The sequence below is a fragment of the Brevibacillus sp. HB1.4B genome (assembly GCF_013284285.1).
Classification (GTDB): Bacteria; Bacillota; Bacilli; order Brevibacillales; family Brevibacillaceae; genus Brevibacillus; species Brevibacillus porteri.
Genome location: NZ_JABSUT010000012.1, coordinates 97,926 through 118,772, shown reverse-complemented (window position 1 = coordinate 118,772; position 20,847 = coordinate 97,926). Strand labels below are relative to the sequence as shown.

Genomic DNA, 20,847 nt, shown 5'->3' with positions numbered 1-20,847 from the left:
CCAGAATCCCCCATCTTTCGTTATCATTTTTTGAGAGGAAAGATAGAGGAGGCCATGACATGGGACAGATAGAACGGGAAAGAGGTCTGAAAAAAGGCACGATCCTGCAAAAAGCTTATCGGATCAAAAAGACCATTTCCACAAGTGAGCTGTCGAATGTGTATGTGGTCTACCATATGAAAAGCAAGCGGACACTCATTCTCAAAGAGTTTTTCCCTCAAGTATTAGCTATGCGAGATTTGGATCACGTGAAGGTCATTTGTCGCAGACCATCGTTACAAGCCAAATTCGACATGCTACTAGACAGCTTTTGGCAAGAGGCGTCCCTACACCAAGAACTGAATCATCCAACTATCATCGGATACATCGACCATTTTGCCGAAAATGGCACAGGTTATCTCGTCGTTGACTATTGCAAAGGGAAGACGCTGGATGAGTATGTATTAGCCCAAGCCGAGCTTGATCTGGGAGCATTTTTGCATCAGACGGTACTTCCGGTATTTGACGGATTAGACTATTTGCACAAAAAAGGCATCATTCATCGCGATATCAAGCCCAAAAACATCTTGGTCACAGAAGCTGGTCATCCTATGCTGATCGATTTTGGCTCCGCGATCTATTTCGATAAGGATGAACCCAAGCCGATCGTGACGACAGAAGGATATTCACCGCTTGAGTTTTACTCGGGTCAATCCAAGCAAGGAGTCATCTCAGATATTTACAGCCTGGCTGCCACGCTGTATTACTGTCTGACCAAAGAGCGTCCCGTTGATGTGGCGGCAAGAGTGATTGAGGATCGCTTGCCATCGCTTCGAACGATCAACCCTGAGGTTCCGCTGCTTCTGGCGAATGTCATTATGTGGGGCTTGGCCGTCGACTCGAAAAAAAGATGCCCCACACTCAAGCTGTTTGCGACAGCGATTCGTGCAGAGCATCTGATTTGGAAGGGAAAGGCGCGCTTCTCTTTTAGGAAGCTTCCTCACTAGACGTTTTCTTAAAGCGAATTTCGATCTCGGTCATCCGATCCTCGAAGGTCACATACACCTTGTCGTTGTATTGGAGGACGAGCTTTTTATGTCGGGGCATGGCTTCCTTGCCCTGCTCAACTGTGCAGTGACTATGATTGACCAAGAGTAGCGTCTGATTTTTTCCTGGCTGGAAGTAAATCTTCTGCGCTTCGGGCAAATGCTCATTCACGTCCAAACTGGTGAACAGATCCTGCAACGTGATCCGTTGTTTCTTGCCAAAGGAGGCGAGAGGCCAAAACTTGACAGGAATGTCATTGCCGCTTGCCGTGTGCAGGAAATACCCCTCAAGACGTCCCACAAAGGCAGGTTTAGGACGTGTAAGCAGGTAAACACCATAGCCGATCGCAGCTACGAGCAACACAATCATGCCGATGGTGATGTAGCGATCCCATACCGAGTGTACGGTAATGACGAGCGGGCCTGTGACACTTGCTCCTTCCGCATCCGTGGCGGTGATGGTGATTTCTGATGTGCCGCTTTTCTCTGGTGAGAGCTTCAGAGCCGCGTCTTGAATCGTAGCGACAAATCGTTCGTCTGGATCAGCGGTGACGATGGTATAGGTCAGCTTGTCGTTATTGGCGTCGGTGAAGAACGAACCTAAATCGATAGCCTGCTCACCGTTTTCCTTCTCGATCGTCAAGGTATTTACCGAGGCAGCAACTGGCGCGATATTCGTGATATCAAAAACGCTCGTAGCCGTCTCGCGATAAAAGTCCGGGCCATTCATAAAAATTCTCCACTCGTACTTGCCCGTGTGAGGGAAGACGTAGTCGACTGTAAAGCTATCGCCAAGATTCTTCATCGGGACCTTTTCTTCTTTTTTCCCCGCGAGATCGGTTACGATCAGTTCTGCTTGCATGGATGCATACACATCCTTGTCATCCAGTCGTTTGCCACCCTCCAGATGGTGGAGATAGGTAGTAAACGTAGCAGGATTCCCCTTGATAACAGGTTCAGGTTTGACCTCTACACCAGCCATCAAACTGTAATTCCCCAGTAAATTGATTTTCACCAAATCCCCGGGTTTGCCTCTAAATTTTACGAGATAGTTTCCCTTCTTCGGCTTTTCTATTTTCATCAGGGAGTATTTTTTTGATTTCATAAAATGCACATTTTGCGATTGATAGTACACTTGCGATTCCAGCAGCGGATTGTTCGACAATAGGATAATGTTCGCTTCCTGCATGCTGGCGTTAGGAATGGTCACGGTCACTTCCTGCAAGCCCCCGGTAGCTGTCATCGCCGCCACCGACACGAGCTGCGATTGAATATGCTTGGCAAAAATCTGATTGAAGATTTCGGGCAGATCATCCGTACTTTGTGTGACAAAGGAAGTTCCGCCTGTTGCCTCTGCGATTTTTTTCAGTTGTTCCTTTTGGACGGTGCCATCGCTATTGAGGCCAATCGTATAGATGGGATAGCCTTGCGCTTTTGCTTTTGCGATAGCTGTCTCCACGTCCTTGTTGGATGCTGCCACACTCCTGCCACCCGCATTTTGCCGCAAATCTGTTCCCCCGTCTGAGAGAAGGATCAAAAATGGCTTGCGTGCCGGGTCCTTTGCTTTTTCAATCAGATCTGCCCCTCTGCGCAAACCGAGTCCTAAATCCGAATACCCAGAGTACCGCATCCCTTGAATGGTTCGCTTGAGCTGTTCCCGATTTCTTGCTTCGGCCATGCTCGCTAGAGACTGAGCTTGTACAATCCGATCATTATAAGCGACAAAGCCAATGCGGGTACGCGTGGCTTCGCTCATATCAATGAACATACTCATGACCTCTGCGGCTGTTTTGCCAGGGTCCGTTTTGTTCATGGAATTACTCGTATCAATGACAAAGACTGCGTCTACTCCCGCATCTGCTGTTCCATTTGCCCCCGCAGTAAGAGGGGCGGACAAGAAGAGCATGGGAAGAAGCAGTCCAATGACCACCATTCGAAAAAGTGGCGGCAGAAAGAGGGTTGACTGACGATTTTTGTACATACATTCACCTTTTTTCTGAAAAAAATTTTAAAAAGTTCATACCTTACTAAAATGGGACGATTTACCTATAAATGTTTGTTCGTATAAAAAATCGGTTTCATATTGCCGATGTATATAAAAGTTAATAACACCCATTTATGTAAATATGAGGTGAATGCATAATACTCCCCAGCGGCAACTAGGGAGAAATATCTATCAGTCCTTGTGCTTCTTTCCTAGTAAGAGAGTGGACAAGGCTGTGCTTATCACAATTTTTTCGAAGAACTAGGAAAGGAGACTCTGTGTCTTCAGCATAAAACGAGAATCCAAGAAAAGGAAGATTTGTGGAATAAAATGGGTCTAAATACTGGGAATGGTCTTCGGGATATAGGAAAATCGTCACGTTCCGAGGAATGTTGACAAATTATGCGGGCTACGTTTAATTTAGAGGCAAGATTTTTTGCTTGTTTTTGGTATAAATGTCACGATTTTCATTTTCTTTCGAGAAGTAGGACTCATCATCTATCAAGTAGGACTAAGTGGTTATGCAGACAACAGAAAGGGGCCATTTATGGACATTATTAACCAGACCAACCGAACCATGCTGTTCGAAGAGATCAACCCGGAAAAATTGGACCTGATCACTATTGTTGGAGATGTAAAAGGCATCGACAGTCTCAGTGACGACAAGATCAAGGAGATCAACGAGCACCTCCTCGTGCGCAGCTTCGATGAGTTTTTGGACAAGTTCTCCCCGAGCGTGTATTCGTTCTACAATGCAGCGAACCAAAAAGTGATGTACACCTTGAAAAAGCCTGACGGAATTGCAGAGGATGCGATTTCTGAGATCAAGATCGATCAGAGCAACGACTTCTTGAAAATGCTGTTTACCCTGATTGATACGAAGCGCAGCCAAGGGATCACAAATGTGGATTTCAAATTCGAGAATTTGCTCGATATGATTTCCCCGAAAAAAGTGATGGATGACATCCGTCAGGTGCGCAAAGAGATTCACTACTTGTACGGCCATTACGAAAAGCTCGATGATGGCGATCCGAAGAAGCTCGATCTCGGTGACAAGCTGAACACGATGTTCGAGGATGCCAGCAGAAACTACAACAACGTCATGGCGATGCTGCCGCTGGCAATTGAAGATATCAAAACACGACTGCTCTTGGGCGGCGCACAAGAAGAGAATCAATCCGAAGCGATTCAGATCGGGATGCTGACGATTGGGGAAGACGGAGAACTGAAGATCATCGAAGCACCGAAGAATGACAGCCGCGAGCTGATGGTTCTCGATGAAAACAGCGGAAACGGACTGATGAACGTTTTCGAAGAGGATTACGAGTCGATCACTGAGACGCCATCCTCCTATGTAAAAGATCTCGTGGTGCGCACCTTCTGCCCGCTACCGACGGTACATACCGAAGTCAACATTGAGACAGAAGTACAGAACTACAATACGTATCTGGAGTTTTACAAAAACGCCAAGGACGACTTCGTAAAAACGGTGAAGCCTTTGGTTGAGAAAATTTTGGGCGTGAAGATGTTCTTCGATCAGTACGTGACCAAGAACAAAGGCATGCAGCCAGCTATGCTGATCACGAATACGAAGCTCGACATGCTCGTGAAGTCCAGCAACATTCCGCGTCTGGAGACTTACCTGAACACGGTCAACGCGAAAAACGACTTCACGGATACGATCTGGTTCGGAATCGTTCCATCTGTTGATATGGATTCCGCCGGAAAAGCACAAGTGACTCGCGAGCGTTTCCGTGGGAACGAAAAAGTCGTCAAGCAGGACGGCAATACGATGGAATCGCTCACCATGCTGCTCCAAGTCGTCAAGGACTTCAAGGTACAAGTGTTCTTCAGCTTCAGTACAGGTGAAGAAACGACCTTCAACAGCATGGCGACTGCGGGTATTGATAAATACATCGACAAGTGCGGAATCCTAGTGCGCAAAGAATTCAGTGAATTCGCGATCCCGAGCATTCCGAACTTCACGATTATTCCGAAAGATAAATCAGGAGTTGTCATCGACAGCAGAATGCTGCAAACCGAAGACGGCGTGAAGCTGTCCCAGGAAAAAGAAGACATCCTGAAGCTGTGGATCGAGGGTGTTTATGTCGGTGCCAGCTATGTAGCTGCTGGTGTCGTGGCAGCGTACCAGTGTCCAGAGTACTTGCGTGAGGCATTCAAAGTGGTTAGCCGCGAATATCCGGGTGTGCGCTTTGACATCGAAGCAGGTGAAAATGGACTGCGCGCTATCACGACAATGGCCAAAGAAATCTCTGGCTTTACCAACAACATTAAAGATTCCATCAACCGCAAAAACTTTGGATTCGTCTTCTCTTCGGAAAATGCACAAATCCAAGGCAAAGATATCAAGCGCATTACGGTGTACAAGGCACGCAGCCTCGCCATGGCAGAGGACGGCTTTGATTCCATCTACAAAACACTGGTCAGCACCTATATCGAGCGGATTCTCCGCTTCCAGACTGGTGATTTCAAACACGATAACATCGTGAAGTTCTTCAGTAACAATCCGAGCAGCCAAAAAAGCAAATGGCTGGGCACACGCGGCTTCGTGAACTCCATCATTCACGATGGTGATGACATGAGCTACATCATTGATGACAAGAGCAATCTGTGCCATATCGATCTGGTGTTCAACGGCAATGTGAAAAATCTGGAGGTCACCATCACCAAAGGAACGACTCCGGTCAAAGCATAGCATTGATCCCCTGGAGAGCTGTTTATGAAACTTTTTGACACATTACGCAGGTGGTTAGAGGTGTGTTTCCCAAAACGCACCCTTACACATAAGCCTCGAAGCCAATCAGGTATTTCGAGAGCAAGATTTCATTTCAAGGAGGTTTTATCCATGGGTTTTCGACTCAAAGTAGAAGGTTCTGAAACAATTGAGCTGGGCATGGACAACATTCAGACAGTAAAGTACGACACTGACACGCCAGACGATTCCAACGCGCGCTCCACTGATGTGGGTGCAACACTGAAACTGACTGGCAAAATCATCACTGCAACAGATGGTGACAGTGCGGATGACACCATGAAGCTGGCTCTCTGGTCTTTGGTACCAGCAGAAAAAGCGGATTGCTACCGCAAAGTAACACTGGAAGTAATCGCTGCTGATCAAGTGATCCGCAAAATCCATTTCCCGAACGCATTCGTAGTGGATTACAACGAGAGCTTTGGCGATACCGAGGGTGTAGGAACATTCAGCATCTTCATCAAGCAAAAGAAAGACAAAACCGAACTCACCAAAATCGAAGGCGGCTACGCTGTTTAGGTTTTGAGAGAAGTAAGGTAGGAAGAGCCGTACCTCGAAAGCCGTGTTCGAGGTACGGCTCTACAAAATAACGAAAATCATTGCCAGACAGAGGGTGCATGCATGAAAAATTATTACGAGATTCTGGGGCTAACCAAACAAGCTTCCACGAATGACATCAAAAAAGCATACCGTCAACTGGCAAAGCAGCATCATCCGGATGTAAATGCCGGGAGCAGTGAGTCAGAGAGAATTTTTAAAGAAATTACTGAGGCCTATCAAACATTGCAGGACCCAGCCTTGCGCGAGGCGTACGACGCGCGTTACGAAGCTTTTCAGCAGAAGAAACAACAGACAGGCCATACAAGTGGCACGAAACAAGGGCAAAGCAAACAGCAAGCACAGACTGCACCGGGTATGAACTTCGAAGATTTGGGAAGCACCTTTGAACGATTTTTTGGATTTAATCCGAAGACAGGCGAGATGAACGACAGCATGAAGTCCGGCAAAAAAAATCCACTGGATACAACGGATATGTTTGAACAGTTTTTCCGCATGAAGAAAAAATAAGATGGAAAAATCGGGCTTGGATGACAGCTCTTTCATGACATAGAGGTAGTAGCAACCTGCTCCTGTCTTTGGATGGATGTCCATACATACACCATTCGCCCAAAGCTCGGAGCATTTTTCTTAAAAGGAAGTTCAAAAATTCGTCTTTTGATCACAAAGTCATTCGCGAAGTTGATTCGGCATCGAAAGTTACGTTCACCTCTGAAGTCTGGTGCTCATGTAGGGCCCCTACACTGCGCTCCTCCTTCTTCAGGTTCACGTAACTTTCTCGGTGCTGAAAAGACAAATTTTTGAACAAAAGCAGTAATAGGTAGTTGATTGGGGGGAAAGATGTGGCGAAGAAAAAAGGGTACCAAAAGTCCATCAGAGTGAAGCTCATAGAGCTGCTGATTTCCATTCTTGTGATTAGTGCACTCATTTATGTCTTTGGTTATACGGACAGTAACACTCTGAAAATTATTACAGGAATTACCTTCGGACTCTTTTTGTTCGGGGTCATAATCGTCAAATTCGGAAGCCCCGACGAACCAGAGCCAAAGAAAGAGGATGGCGTCACCAAACTGGTTCTATTAGATGAAGAGGGAGAGAGCGTGAAGGAGTGGTACATCCAAGGGGAGACATCCCTTTTGATCGGCAAAAGCTCCGCGCAAAACGAGGTCGACATCGACTTGGCGGACGCGGAATACGCTGCCTTGATCAGCAAGCAGCATGCGGTTCTGAATCAAGCGTCTGGGAATTGGTTCATCGAGGATATTCATTCCAAAAACGGCACAGGCATCAAGCCGCCGAACAAACGAGACAAGAGCAAGCTGGAGATTGAACAGCCGCATAACGTTAAGGCTGGCGACATCATTTACATAGCCAATACCCGATTGTTGTTGAAATAACAACGGGGGAAACAGCGCTTTTACACACATACATATCGTCCTTGCACGGAACGAAACGGGGGAGCAGAAGAATGAGTTTGACAAGATGCGCGAATGGTCACATGTTTAGCACCAGAAAACACGGAAGTACCTGCCCTTATTGCAGTATGGTCGTTGAGCCTGGGGCAAAGCCAGACAATAAAGCACCAGCGAGAGTGGCAGACGACGATAAAACGATGCCGTACCTGGGAGAAACAGAAGGGATTGAGCCTGTTACCGGATGGCTGGTATGTATTGAGGGGCCGCAACAAGGTCAAGATTACCGCATTATGGCGGAGAAGAACTTCATCGGTCGCGCAGAGGATATGCATATCCGAATCGTCGGAGACAACACGATCTCTCGCCGCAATCATGCGGTAATTGTTTACGATCCGAAAAAACGCAACTTTTACTTGCTCCCGGGTGATGCATCGGGGCTTGCCTATCATAACAATGAAGCAGTGTACACACCAGTCGAGCTTACTGCGTACGATGTGCTTCAGCTCGGAAAGAGTACCTTTATTTTCATCCCGCTGTGCGGTGTTCACTTCGAGTGGGACAACTCTAACAAAGGCAAGGAATGATGAGCATGTTTCAACAGGGCGCAATCCCGTATCTAGTCGTCCTCGGCGTGATCATTGCCATTACTCTTTTGTTTCGTCTGCGTGCAACTTTGATCCGGCAAGAAAAGAATCCCGTCATCCAGATCGGAAATGGACAGACGATCGGCAGACGAGAAGAACAGGATGATTACTTTTCTACAGCAACATCGTCTCATGGGACGATTGCGATCTTGGCTGATGGAATCAGTGGACTGGCTAACGGCAGACTTGCTTCAACGCTTGCCGTGACTACATTTATCCGCGAATTTACAAAGCTGGACAACCCGAAGCATATGTCCCTCTTCTTTTCCCGGGCTGCTTCTCTGGCCAATTCGGAGATTTTGCAGGCGCTGAGAGGAAGTCGGGGTGGGACCACGCTGGTCGCTGGCGTAATCGTAGAGGACAAGCTGTACTGGGGAGCGGTTGGAGACAGTATCATTACTGTTTTCCGGGATGGAGAATTCATCCCGATCAATCAAAAAGACATTTATGAGTCGGTGCTGGAGGCTCGTTTTCTGTCCGGCGAGATTACGAAGGACGAGGCGCTGGAGCATCCGCAGAAAAAACAGCTGATCAACTACTTGGGTTACGACAACTTTCAAAATATTGAAATTGGGCGTGAGCCGTTTCCACTTGAGAAGGGAGACAAGGTCATTCTGTGTAGTGACGGCGTCTACGATACGTTAACCGAGATGGAGCTCGAGCAGATTTTGTTCCAAAAAATCGCTGCCCATGACGCGGCTGACCAAATCATTGAAGCGGTGGAAAGCAAGCAAAAAGCCAATCAGGACAACGCAACCATTCTCATCCTGGAAAAAGGCTGGTAACGGGGGAGCGGGTAGTACGAATGAGAAAGGACAACAGTGAATTCATTACCGGGTTTCTATCCGAATCAGGCAGCTTCGTTCGCAACAAGGATTACTTTGCCTATGCCGAGCTGGATGATATCGCGTGCTGGGTAATCGCCCGCGGATTGGACAACGATCAGGAAGTAGAGAGTGCAGAGTTGGCGGCCAAAAGCGTTCTTGGCTACTTTTTGCAGAGGCCGTCTATTTCGCGTTATCGTATTCGCCGCTATTTACAGGAGGCCCATCGTGTCCTACAAGCTGAGAGCCATCGCGTCAGATTAAAAGCGAGCTTGACGGTAATCGTAACGGACTATGCCAGAGTGAGGTACGGTGTCGCTGGTAACACCCGTCTGTATCAGTTTCGCAATGGCCGACTGCAATGGCAAAGCAAGGATCAGAGTCTTGCCCAACAGATGGTGGATGGGGAGGAAATCGCAGAGGACTCGCTTGATCAGCACGAGGAGCGGCATAATCTCTTGAGCTATTTGGGGACACCCAATGAATTTCGCCCGTTTATCTCCAAGAAGCTTCCGCTCTATGACGGTGATGTTTTTCTGCTTGCCACCCCAGGTCTGTGGGAAAAGGTGAATTCGGCCGAAATGAAGGACGGACTTCAAGAGGCGACAGATCCGGAAACCTGGATCGATACGTTGGAAGACGTGCTTTTGAGCAAGCAAGAGCATGTCGTTCAAAACTACACGGCAGCCGCTATTTTTGCGAACAAAATTTTCAAGACAGACCCGCAAAAAAAATGGCGGATTATCAAACGGGTGGCACTCATCCTTCTCGTGCTTGCCTTGGCTGGAGGCGGAGCTCTGCTGTTCAAAATGAAAGAAGCGGAGCGCATCGCGGATGCTGCGACAGGCATGTTCGAGCATGAAACAGCCGGAGACGCTTTCATTGCGGAGAGCGATTATCCGAAGGCACTCAAGGCGTACAGCGAAGCCCGAAATGCCGCAAATATCGTCAAAAACAAAATTCAAGCCACTCTCTTGGCGAAAAAAATCCGCATTACACAGTTGATCGTGGATGGAGATACGGCTGTAAAAGATGAGCAGTTCGCCAAGGCATTGGATAAGTACGACAAGGCGCTCAAGGAAATGAAAGGGCGCGAAGATTTTAACGAACCGGAGATTTTGGAGAAGAAAGAAAAGACGCAATCGTATGTACTCGTCATGCAGTGGAAAAAGGAAGGCGATCTCTTGTTTGAGGCGCAGGATTACGCTGGGGCAGAAGCCTATTACCAAAAGGCGCGCAAGCTGGCGTTGGAAACGTCTTTTGTAACAGGAGAAAAGGAGCTTCGCACCAAGCTGGATGAGGTAGCTTCCAAAAAGACCGGCATTGACAAGGAAAAGAAGACGCTCGATGGTGACAAGCTGGAGAAGCAAGGCGACGAGAGCTATGCGGCGCAAGACTTCGAGGGAGCGATCCAATCGTATACGCAGGCGCAGGAAATTTATCAGGAGATTGGTGTGCTGGAAAAAGTTTTGGCGATGGAGCGCAAGGTGACAAAGGCAGAGGAGAAGCTGAATCCTCCTGCTGCTCCACCTTCGGCAGGTGCGCCAGCAGGCCAGCCTCCTGTGCAAGGGACGAGTGCTGCGAGTCAACCTCCGGCAGCTCAGGTGAATCAAACGGCACCAGTTAACCAGACAGCTCCTATCAATCAGGCAGTCCCAGTCAATCCGGTGGCTCCAACTTACCAGCCAGTTCCGGCGCCCCAAGTAGCGCCGACCAATCAAGCAGCCCCGCCAACCGAGACAGCTCCGGCGACTCAGCCAGTTCAGTCACCGCAAGCTAATCCACCAGCTACAGCCAATCCGACACAGGAGGAGGCAGCGAAAACGCCATGAAAGAGATCGTACTGGATCGTTTGAACAAAATGGAGGAGCTGGAGCAGCGCAGGCTACTCAAGCAGATCATGAACGGTGTCTTCCTCAACCTGGTCGAGTATCAGGAGGAGATGCAGAAGAAGCTGGAGGAGCGTGTTTTTTCCGAGATCGAGGACAAGGAAGATAAGCATGACATCTACGTGACCCTCTGCCATCGCGATGATTTTGACCCGATCCACGAGTATTTGTACCCGATGATCCCTGGCGATGAGGAAAAGAAGATATGTGATCGCAAAGAATTGGCGGTCAGGCTCAGCAACCAGGAAGAAGCGGTCATGATGACGATCTTTTTAGAGTGTGAATATGACAAGATTCAGGCGCTGATGATGAGCAAGCGAACCTTCAAGGGTCGTCTGAACACGGCAGGCAATCACTATCCAATCGAGGTGCGCCTCCAACAAAGTCGTGTGTATATGGATGAGCTGGAAAAGCTGTACAACATGTTTCAAAAGAACGGGATGCCGTGGAAAACGGTGAATCACCCTTACGCCAGCAAGTTTTTCGATGTCATTCTGGTTGCCTGTGAGGGCACGTTTACAGAAGACGAAGAGATACTGGAAATGTCGATGACCCTTGATGAGTGGGAGCCTTACAAAAAGCTGGACGTGATCCCGTTGTGGAACATCGAGCGTTTGGCTTTAAAAAACATCGGCTTTCCCGTACCTGCCATTGACCGGGTGAACTTCGAGCATGTCCTGTCGTTACGCAAGACGGGTAGTGAGCACGGGTATTTGGTGGATGGAGATGAGGAGCTGATTCGCTACATCAAGCGTTCGCCGGAAGAGCTCACGATCGTCTCGCCTCAGGAGAAGTCGGGAGTTTGGAACGTATGCAAAATTACACAGCCTGTCACGACCCGCATCGGGAGACTGGATTACGAATTGGTGTCCAATCGTCGCAAAAACAGCTTCGTTGGGAGCTATGCGCGGAAGCAGGCGATGACCGTACGGGCTAAAGGAGAGATTATCCGAATCGTCCATTCCTTTGAAGCCGCTGAACAATTGGAGCTAGTGAATGTAGAGATCCGGGACAAAAACAATCGGCCTCCCGCTACGTACGGCTTAAATCCGTTCATTAGCGATAACGTCCGTGTAGAAAACGACAAGAAGATCATGGCTCTCGGCTTTCGGAGACGCGGGGCGAACAGCTTTCTTCTCCAAGACATGATGAGCTTCCTCGTCTCCGAGGTTCAGATGTATTTTCCGGAATACAAGTGTGAAGGAGAATGGGCTTGAATTACATCTGGGATTTGGTTATTCGTGCAAAACGCGCCGGGATCGCCCCAAAAGACATCCAGTTCCAAGCGGCCAAAGTGTATTCACCCTACATGGAGCTGAGTCATGAGGCCATCAACGCCAAAACGGTGGATAAGACAGTAGAAGTGAATCCGTACTACCGCTTCGACGATATTTTCCGTGACCTTTTCGACGCCAATTACTCGGACGATGTAGAGCTTCGGCATACCTTGTTTGATATCATCATCCATTTGCTGGCCGAGATTGATCTGTCGCAAGGGATGAACAAGCGTGAATACCACATCCGTTTTGTATTGCGCGATTTGGAAGCGGGGCTGTTCGGCAGTCGGGTACAGGAAAATATCCGACTTTTTACCAAAGAGGAGCGAGAGATTATCGCAGGCAATATTTTGCGCTTGTATGAGACCGGCGAAGCGGTGTACCTGCTCAAGGATACGATGCGCAAAATTTTCTCTCACTCTACGATTTACGCCAATTGCGAAGAAAAAGATGAACTGCTGATTTACGTTGGGCAGTCGGAAAGTGAAACGGCACATGCCAAGCTCGCTTTAATCAAGGATATTTTTCTACCGGTTCGGTTCCATACAGAGATTTATTGGCGAAATCATTTCGGCATTTTGGATGTCGAGGAAACGATGCAAATCGACAGTGTTGCACTGTACTAGAGTTTTTTGACCGATTGACCCCAACGAAGGTCGGGAGAGAGGAGAGTTGGGATGACTACCTATTCATATAAGCTTCATCTCCAAAAAGGCAGCGGGGATGGAAATCAACGCAATCATCCAGGCGAAGCGACCTACACACGGGACGAGCTGATGGAGATGACGACCTTTCAGCTCCGCAATATTTGCTACAAGGAAAAACTGGTCGGCTCTGTCGTGAACAATCTCGATCGGGAGGGACTGCTGCAAACGCTTCTGCGTTTTCGTGGGGCAGAAGAAAACCTTCTGATTGAGCGCGCTGTTCCAGGTGGTATTGAACGCCTCGAAGCTGTACTCCACAAATATTTAAACACACCGATGCCAGGTGTAGATGCGATCAAAATTCCAGCGAAGATGTGCTTGTACATGGGTCTCGCCATTGACAGGCTAGACAACTATCGCGTCGAATCCTCCCAAGGCTTGTCCGAATCCAATGTGCTTTTAGTGAATGACCATATGGAGCTATGCGGCATTCTGCATCTGCATAAAGACAAAGACGATAGGAGAGCGGGGCATTTTACGCTGCACGCTCACCAGGATGCTCCATTGAGAAAAACCGTCAATCAAAACTACAGCCTGCTCTTTTTCCGCAAGCAGGATTCGGAGTATTTGTACAAGGCGTATCACCAGGACCATCCGTTGCCGCCTGTCAATCTCCACTACTACAAAGTACCGGTGACTGACCTCGAGATCAGGGAATTGGAAGAAACAGATGCCGTTCTCGCGATTGATTTTGGTACCTCCTCGACGACAGCGGGTACTTTTCTCGACCATCAGTATGTCAGCTCCCCTTCTAGCAACGACTTGTTGAATGGACGTATACGCTTGAATGCGATCAATTACGTCTCTTTCCCCGATACAACGCAAAAAAACGAGGAATGGATCGAGGTGCTGCCGACGTCTGTCAGCGTGGCGGATTGCTCCTCCCCACATGACGTTCGCTTTCACATCGGTTATGAAGCACTGCGGCACATGAAAAAGAACGGATACAGCACGAACGCGACCGTGTTTCAAGGCATCAAGCGCTGGGTGAACAGCTATCACAAGATCGAAGAGGTCATGGACAGCCAAGGGAATACCGCGACTGTGAAACGAAGCGACATCCTGCGCCAGTACCTTCTTCACGTCATTCAAATGGCCGAGCATCAATTCAAATGCCGCTTTCGTCATCTGCATATCACAAGTCCGGTCAAGCTGAAAACGCAGTTTCTTGAGATGTTCACCGAGATTTTGCCTGAGTATCGCATCGAATCAGAGCACGCTCTCGATGAAGGAATGGCCGTCCTGTTCAACACGATTGCGGATCAAATTGACAAAAACAGCTTTCTGGACGGGGAAACGTACCAAGCGCTCGTCATCGATTGCGGTGGAGGAACGACGGATCTGTCATCATGCCATTTCCGGATCGAGGACGGACATATCTCCTATCGCATCGATATCGATACGACCTATGAAAACGGCGACACCAATTTTGGTGGCAACAACATTACGTATCGCATCATGCAATTTATGAAAATCGTCTTCGCGGACTATTACGGAAAAGGGCGGCAAGTGACCGACATCGACCAGATCATCGACATCCCTGGATCGGAAATTTTCCGGTACGTAGATGAATACGGCGTCGACTCCATCTATGAACGCTTCGAGGCGAGATATCGGGAAGCTGAGGCGATTTTGCCGACTCGCTACAAGGAGTACGAGAATAAGAGCCGGGACGAGTATCAGCGTGTCCGCAATAATTTTCACTTTTTGTGGGACCTCGCTGACCACATGAAAAAAGAATTTTTCCGTCAGACCGGTATTCTGCGAAATCGCTTCACATCCGATACAGAAAATCGTCAAGAGCCTGATCTAAAGCTGACGGCAGTCGAGCGATGGGTGTTGTCGATACGGGAGGATGGTCACTTCCGGGATGTGTTTGATTTTCCGGATGTCGTATTCAACGCGAAAGAGATCAATCACCTGATCAAGGCGGATATTTACGAGATTTTGCGCGTCTTCTTGGACGATTTTTACCAACAAGGAAGGCTGGCTGACTTCTCGATCATCAAGCTGACTGGGCAGTCGTGCCGGATTGATGTTTTCCGTGAAGCGCTCAAAGAGTTTGTCCCAGGACGCAGTATCGAGTTCCGGCAAAAGTCAGAGGATGCAGGCAAGGTGCCAGATCTGAAGCTGTCTTGCTTACGTGGGGCACTGCGCTATCAAAGTGCCAAAAAGGCAGGCTTCATCGAAGCGCAAATTACGAACCATGCGCCGATCGTCCCGTATTCCGTGACCGCCTTCACGCATAACAAGCAAGAGAGAGTGCTGATTCACAGTCAGGAAAAGCTGAGTCTCGTGCATGGCTCTATCTCGCGTCCCTACGGCGTGAGCGAAGTTGAATTTTATCTCAAGGAAAATGATGGCCAGCTGCGCCAGCGGTACTTGTACATGGATGAGCCTGCTCAATACAAAAACGTGTTGTATGAGGACATCGCGAGCAAGTACGGAACGCATATCCCGCAGGATGAGACTGACTCGATTCAAAATGGCGAGTCGAAATACTTCGTTTTTGCGAGCGGCAGTGAGTGGGGATTCCATGTCGTGCCAGTAGCTCGTCTGAATGAACAGCTTGCTTTGGGAAAAAAGGTTTTCTTTGCTTTTGAGAGTGACTTGTCCGAGCTGGATTTCTTTGACGGGATGAAATGATCAAGTAACCAGGCAGCTTAAATGAACAGGAAGGGGGAACAGCGGTGTTTTCCCATCTCTATCCCAATTTTCATAAAGGGCGAATTCTCAAGCGAGAGATGCTTGAAAATCTGCGTGATTACCCGCGGCATTTTGTAGATTTATACTTTCAGGATTATACAGACGGCATTATTTCTGGGTTGGATGTATCGATAGGCGATGAGCACCTCACTGTCGGCAGAGGAATCGTCAAGCATCAAGGACGGATTTATTTGTTCGACCGCGAAGAGCGTGTTCCTTATGAGGCCACAGGTACGGAGACGGTACTCAAGATTCGCTTTCACGAGGAGACTTCGTTGACCGACTATTACGTTTACGAGACGTTGTATGTACTCGATCAGGAGATAGAGTCACGCCAGGATGAAAAGGAGCTGGGGCGCTTCAAGCTCAAGCAAGGGGCAAGGCTTCGCGGGGATTATCAGGATTTAGCCGATATGGCGACGGAATTCAATACATGGAATATCGTGCATGTCGAACATGCCGGGAGAAACGAGCCAACACTTGCTCCTTTCATCCTGCGGTATTTTGCTAATGAAATGCTGAAAACGGTCACCAATCACCCGTATGATCTCGCCTTTGCCATGCAGTGCTTGAATGCGGACAGGGTAGAGCGGGGGCTCATTCTTCATTATTTAGGCAACAGAATGGGGACTGGTTACCGCGAATACACGAACCTGCAGATTCTCAAATACCTCGCACGTATATTGGATGACGCCAAGAGTGGCGGAAAGTCCTCAAAAACGGAGTGGAAAACAGGCGGGCGTCAGCGGGTTATTGTTGATTAACGAGAGGATGGTGAATGGAAATGGCGCGCATGGATGAAAGCATTATCGGCATGTTGAATGAGCTTTCCGGTGAGGATACACAGCCAGCAGCAATACGTTTTGGTCCAAAGGGCAAAAACCGACTGGATGTCGTGAACAAATCATTTATTACAGTCGGTGAAGAGAGAATTCCCATGGAGGACAAGCGCGTTCTCGACGATCTCGTACAGATTCGACTCCCGAAGACATTTTCCATCATGAGTCCAGAAGTAGCAGCGCTGAAGTATCCATCGGAACGTAGGCCTTCACTGATTTATACGAACGAAACGGCGTCCATTAACTTGGCTTTCACCTATACCGAGAGCAAGCTGACCGATTCTCCTGCACAGCTGAAAGCCTTCATGGATGTCATGAAGCAGGTTTTGCGGAGAACACAGCCACTCGCTCGTTGGCAGGAGGAAGGAATACGTGAGATTGCGGGGAACAGCGTCGGATTTTTCGAGTTTGTTGCGCCCGCATTGGATACGGACATTTACAACCTGATCAGCTTTGTCTCTCTACAGGAACGCGCTCTTCTCTGTACGTTCAATTGCACGGAGCAGGAGCTGTCGGACTGGAAGCCAATAGGCTGGGGGATCATGGATTCCTTGTCGCTCGTATCCACCAATTCGAATGAAAATGGGAAGGGAGAAGGGAAAATATGAGTCTTCCTGTCATTGCCTACAACAATTTGCAAATCTCTCCTTATCAATTGACGCATCTGGTAGAACTGACGATTACGAAAAAGATTAATGAGCACGCTCGCCTGACATTTACGGGGATCGTACCAGAAGAATTGAAGGACAGCTATGTAGAAATGACGGAAGCACAGACCCCGATCGAAATCAGTCAGGTGGATAGCGACGGCAACGCCACGCCGCTTTTTGCGGGGATTGTTCTGGAGATAGGCATCAAAGCCGTACGAGACGTTTATTATCTGTACGTCGAAGCTGTCTCGCCTACGTACAATCTCGACGTGAAGCGCAAGAGCCGTTCGTTTCAAAACAAAGCCATGACCTATGGTGCCCTTTTGAAAACAATCGCAGGAGAATACCCAGGCATGGACATGATGGACATGGCCTCCAATGGCGGGAAGCTGGGCTCCTTTACCATGCAGTATCAGGAGACGGATTGGCAGTTTCTCAAGCGGCTTGCTTCGCGTTTTCAGACCGGACTGATGCCGGCATCCGTTTTTGAAAAGCCAAAGTTCAGCTTTGGTGTGCCAGAGGGTGCCTCGAAAGGTAAGCTGGACGATTTTCACTATCGAGTGCGCAAAAATTTGAACGAATACCGCCATTCCTCGGAAAACGGGGTCAAGGGCGTGGATGAAAATGATTACATCTTTTACGAGGTCGAGACGGATCGCGTGCTCGATTTGGGCAACGGTGTGGATTTCAAAGGGAAGAGCCTGTATGTGTATGAGGCCCATACCGAGATGAAGAAAGGCTTGCTCAAGCATAAGTATTTGCTTGCGTCCAAAAAAGGAATGAGCCAAAAACCGCTCCACAATTCGCTCATTGTAGGGGCATCGGTGCAAGGAAAAGTCATTGAGGTCTCCAAAGACAACGTCAAAATCCACCTTGATATCGACGAGAAACAGAGCAAGAGCGAAGCGCACTGGTTCCCGTATTCCTCGGTTTATACGGCTGAAGGAAACAGCGGTTGGTATTGCATGCCGGAGCTCGATGACTACGTCCGCGTCTATTTTCCGAGCAACAAGGAAAGTGACGGGATTGCGATCAGCTCTGTCCGGAAAAATTCAGACGAGGGCGAAACGAACAAGCTAGGGAATCCCGATATCAAATACTTCCGCACGGCCAACGGAAAAGAACTGATGTTCAGCCCGTCGGAGGTATTGCTTAGCGCAAAGGACGGGGAAATCCTCATTCGCATGACCGATGCGGACGGCATCCAGATTTTCAGCAAGAAAAATATCAAGGTTGTCTCGGAAAAGGACATTTTGATGGATTCTGCCACGAAGGTGATTATCTCGGCGAAAGAGGAGATCAGTCTCACCTGCAAAGAGAGCAACATCAAGATGGACGGAAATACAAGCATCGTCGGGCAGGAGCTCAAAACCAATTGATACACATGGTTGCCACGCGGGTAACCGTGTGTTTGGTGTATGCAAAAACGGTGAGAAGAAGGAGGGATTGGCATGGAGAGAGAGGAAGCCTTGCAGCATTTCAAGGAGCACGAGGTGCCGAAGAGAACCATCGCCAGCCTACATACCTTGGATGCTTACTATCAAGCGAATAAAGAGAGGCTGGCAAAAGAATTTCTCCGTTCCTTTGAAGCAATATGCCGACGTGTGATGGATAAGCAGGAGCAAGGGACAAAGGGCAAGCTGGCGTACTTGACCTATTCCATGCTTCGGACGGAGCTTCTTCTTGGAAGCAGTCATTATTTGCTGGAAGCTACAGACAGCAGTTGGTTTTTCGATCCGGTGGAGTGTCAAACCAGCTATGATGCGAGCTGGGCTTTCCGCTTTTTGGATCGGCTCGCAATCGAATGGAACGAGGCTGCCAGAGCGTATGCCGGACACGTAAGACTTCCCGATATCGAACGGATCAAGCTCGTGGAGGCAGAGAAGTTTCATCAATATGTAGTCCACCTGATCCGTTATGCCATGGTGCAGGCTGTTCAGTTGGAAGTCTTTCAACAGGTGGACAAGGAGCCGGAGCTCGAGGTGCGTGTCGGAGAATATTTGGATCAAAGCGAGATCGTGTACTGTCTGGACACTCGCCACAAAGATTCTGAGATGATCCGTGCTTGGCTGGAAGAAAAGCAAGAGCTGGAATACGGCTACAAGGTTTTGGCTGGTCTCGATTTAGCAAAAGGGCATTTCGACAGTTTGGACCTGCGCTATTCGGACTTGTCGGACAGTCACTTAACGAATGCAACCCTGCGAGAAAGTGTTTTGGTCGGAACGAGATGGCATCGTGCCCAGCTAAAAGCGGTTGATTTCGGCGACAGTCTCATTCACGGAGCGGATTTTACCGGAGCGAATCTGCTAGGCGCGAGCTTTCGTGAAGCATCCGGGCCAAGGGGCCTTTTGGAACCAGATGCGTGGGAGATGCCCGGTTTTGATGGTGTCTTGTTCGTCGGGGCGGACTTGACCGGGACTGATTTTACTGGAGCCGATCTGCGCGGCGCAGACTTTACCGATGCGATTTTGACCGGAGCGAATTTTAGCGGAGCGCTTCTGGAGAGAGCCGTATTCTCGGCGGAGGCCAGGGAGTCCATTCTGTTGGATGAGCTTCAGGAGCGACATGTCGTTTGGCGAGAGGGGAGTCAGGTATGAATTATTTCATCTTGTCACAGGACGAGCGCATCGCGAGTGCGGTAGAGCCAACCAACGTTTTTGACGTCATCCGGCAGGAGTGGCTCACCCCGGATTATCAGGAAGAGCTGGATGAGGCGATCATCCAGTTCGACATCAAGCAAAAGAAAGAGAACGACTATCTGGATTTTCTTGATAGACCGATCCCGCTCTATTCCAACCGCTTAAAGACAATCATCCACAAGTTCGCGCCGAAGCTGTTCGTCAAATCCGTCGTGCTGGTAGACAGGGAGCGGATCAAGCAGGATTTGTACTGGATGATGAGCCTGCCGCGTGTGAACTGTTTGTCAGAGCAAAGCGAGTTTCACAATGACGGCTCACTTAAACGGCTGGTTCTCGATCCAGAAAAGATTGGGCGTCATACGATTTTTCAAATCGAAGGGATTCGTGAACCGTATATCATCATCGATTTGCGGCTGGCGGAAGCTTTGCTGCGCAGGGACTTTTTCGGTATCCGCTTGAAAAAAGCAGAGCAAGTAGGGAGGAGAATGAGTCATGCCCATGATTGAAGATGTCGATGTTGTACCTTCGTCGGCTCCGAAGAAAAGCTACGTCGTGGCGGGAGCAATTCTCACGTGTGACTACGGGAGCCAGAAGAACAAGCTGAAAACGCCGTTTAGTCATGGCGTGTACATTCGCAACCAGGCACAAATGAACGTGAATGACTATATGCCGCAAGTGAACATCATGCCGTTTGGCAAATGCAAATGCGAGAAAAATCCAACCGTCGCGGCTGCTACTGCTGCCAACAACGGTGTACTCAAGCCGATGCCATGCGTTCCTGTAGTCACCATGCCCTGGATCGATGGCAAAGCAGATGTACTCGTGGAAAACCATCCCGCCCTGTTAAACAACAGCACGAACATGTGCATATATGGAGGCTGCATTCGCATCGAAGACGACGGACAGGAGCAATAGTGAGG

18 protein-coding genes are annotated in these 20,847 nt (G+C 48.8%); 17 read left to right on the top strand and 1 reads right to left on the bottom strand.

Annotation, left to right across the window (positions count from 1 at the left end):
* Positions 1–59: 59 nt before the first annotated feature.
* Positions 60–986: a serine/threonine protein kinase gene (locus tag HP398_RS25260; RefSeq protein WP_173623989.1), complete on the top strand. Its 927-nt coding sequence runs from the start codon at positions 60–62 to the stop codon at positions 984–986.
* On the opposite strand, the gene HP398_RS25255 is transcribed toward HP398_RS25260, so the two are convergent.
* Positions 967–3,006, bottom strand: a complete 2,040-nt coding sequence (locus HP398_RS25255; RefSeq protein WP_173623988.1) for a VWA domain-containing protein — start codon at positions 3,004–3,006, stop codon at positions 967–969. The genes HP398_RS25260 and HP398_RS25255 overlap by 20 nt on opposite strands.
* A 550-nt stretch (positions 3,007–3,556) precedes the next feature.
* On the opposite strand from HP398_RS25255, the gene HP398_RS25250 reads away from it, so the two are divergent.
* The 16 genes from HP398_RS25250 (at position 3,557) to HP398_RS25175 (ending at position 20,842) form a co-directional block, all read left to right on the top strand.
* Complete coding sequence (locus HP398_RS25250) at positions 3,557–5,725, top strand: transcriptional regulator (RefSeq protein ID WP_173624061.1); 2,169 nt, start codon at positions 3,557–3,559, stop codon at positions 5,723–5,725.
* A 150-nt stretch (positions 5,726–5,875) separates the two neighbouring features.
* The gene (locus tag HP398_RS25245) at positions 5,876–6,301 is read left to right on the top strand and encodes a hypothetical protein (protein ID WP_017252084.1); all 426 of its coding nucleotides are present in this window, start codon (positions 5,876–5,878) and stop codon (positions 6,299–6,301) included.
* 102 nt (positions 6,302–6,403) lie between these two features.
* Entirely contained in the window at positions 6,404–6,850 is a 447-nt protein-coding gene (locus tag HP398_RS25240) for a J domain-containing protein (protein ID WP_017252083.1), read from the top strand.
* A 332-nt stretch (positions 6,851–7,182) separates the two neighbouring features.
* On the top strand, positions 7,183–7,737 hold the full coding sequence (locus tag HP398_RS25235; protein ID WP_173623987.1) for an FHA domain-containing protein: 555 nt from the start codon (positions 7,183–7,185) through the stop codon (positions 7,735–7,737).
* A 71-nt stretch (positions 7,738–7,808) separates the two neighbouring features.
* Positions 7,809–8,339 (top strand): FHA domain-containing protein, encoded by a 531-nt coding sequence (locus tag HP398_RS25230; RefSeq protein WP_017252081.1) that lies wholly within the window; start codon positions 7,809–7,811, stop codon positions 8,337–8,339.
* Between the two features lie 5 nt (positions 8,340–8,344).
* The gene (locus tag HP398_RS25225; RefSeq protein ID WP_017252080.1) at positions 8,345–9,184 is read left to right on the top strand and encodes a PP2C family protein-serine/threonine phosphatase; all 840 of its coding nucleotides are present in this window, start codon (positions 8,345–8,347) and stop codon (positions 9,182–9,184) included.
* A 20-nt stretch (positions 9,185–9,204) separates the two neighbouring features.
* Complete coding sequence (locus HP398_RS25220) at positions 9,205–11,055, top strand: PP2C family protein-serine/threonine phosphatase (protein ID WP_173623986.1); 1,851 nt, start codon at positions 9,205–9,207, stop codon at positions 11,053–11,055.
* Positions 11,052–12,329: a normocyte-binding protein gene (locus HP398_RS25215; protein ID WP_173623985.1), complete on the top strand. Its 1,278-nt coding sequence runs from the start codon at positions 11,052–11,054 to the stop codon at positions 12,327–12,329. The genes HP398_RS25220 and HP398_RS25215 overlap by 4 nt, the downstream gene beginning before the upstream one ends.
* Entirely contained in the window at positions 12,320–13,015 is a 696-nt protein-coding gene (locus HP398_RS25210; RefSeq protein WP_017252078.1) for a hypothetical protein, read from the top strand. The genes HP398_RS25215 and HP398_RS25210 overlap by 10 nt, the downstream gene beginning before the upstream one ends.
* Positions 13,016–13,066: 51 nt before the next feature.
* Positions 13,067–15,739, top strand: a complete 2,673-nt coding sequence (locus HP398_RS25205) for an acetate and sugar kinases/Hsc70/actin family protein (RefSeq protein WP_173623984.1) — start codon at positions 13,067–13,069, stop codon at positions 15,737–15,739.
* A 44-nt stretch (positions 15,740–15,783) separates the two neighbouring features.
* Positions 15,784–16,563, top strand: coding sequence for a DNA and RNA helicase (locus HP398_RS25200; RefSeq protein WP_173623983.1), 780 nt, complete (start codon positions 15,784–15,786; stop codon positions 16,561–16,563).
* 14 nt (positions 16,564–16,577) lie between these two features.
* A complete protein-coding gene (locus HP398_RS25195; RefSeq protein WP_017252075.1) occupies positions 16,578–17,246 on the top strand; it encodes a hypothetical protein in 669 nt (222 codons plus the stop codon).
* On the top strand, positions 17,243–18,667 hold the full coding sequence (locus HP398_RS25190) for a contractile injection system protein, VgrG/Pvc8 family (RefSeq protein ID WP_017252074.1): 1,425 nt from the start codon (positions 17,243–17,245) through the stop codon (positions 18,665–18,667). The genes HP398_RS25195 and HP398_RS25190 overlap by 4 nt, the downstream gene beginning before the upstream one ends.
* Positions 18,668–18,739: 72 nt before the next feature.
* Positions 18,740–19,885, top strand: a complete 1,146-nt coding sequence (locus tag HP398_RS25185; RefSeq protein ID WP_173623982.1) for a pentapeptide repeat-containing protein — start codon at positions 18,740–18,742, stop codon at positions 19,883–19,885.
* The gene (locus HP398_RS25180) at positions 19,882–20,433 is read left to right on the top strand and encodes a serine protease (RefSeq protein WP_173623981.1); all 552 of its coding nucleotides are present in this window, start codon (positions 19,882–19,884) and stop codon (positions 20,431–20,433) included. The genes HP398_RS25185 and HP398_RS25180 overlap by 4 nt, the downstream gene beginning before the upstream one ends.
* Positions 20,420–20,842, top strand: coding sequence for a DUF4280 domain-containing protein (locus HP398_RS25175; RefSeq protein WP_017252071.1), 423 nt, complete (start codon positions 20,420–20,422; stop codon positions 20,840–20,842). Before HP398_RS25180 ends, HP398_RS25175 begins: the two co-directional genes overlap by 14 nt.
* Positions 20,843–20,847 lie beyond the last annotated feature (5 nt).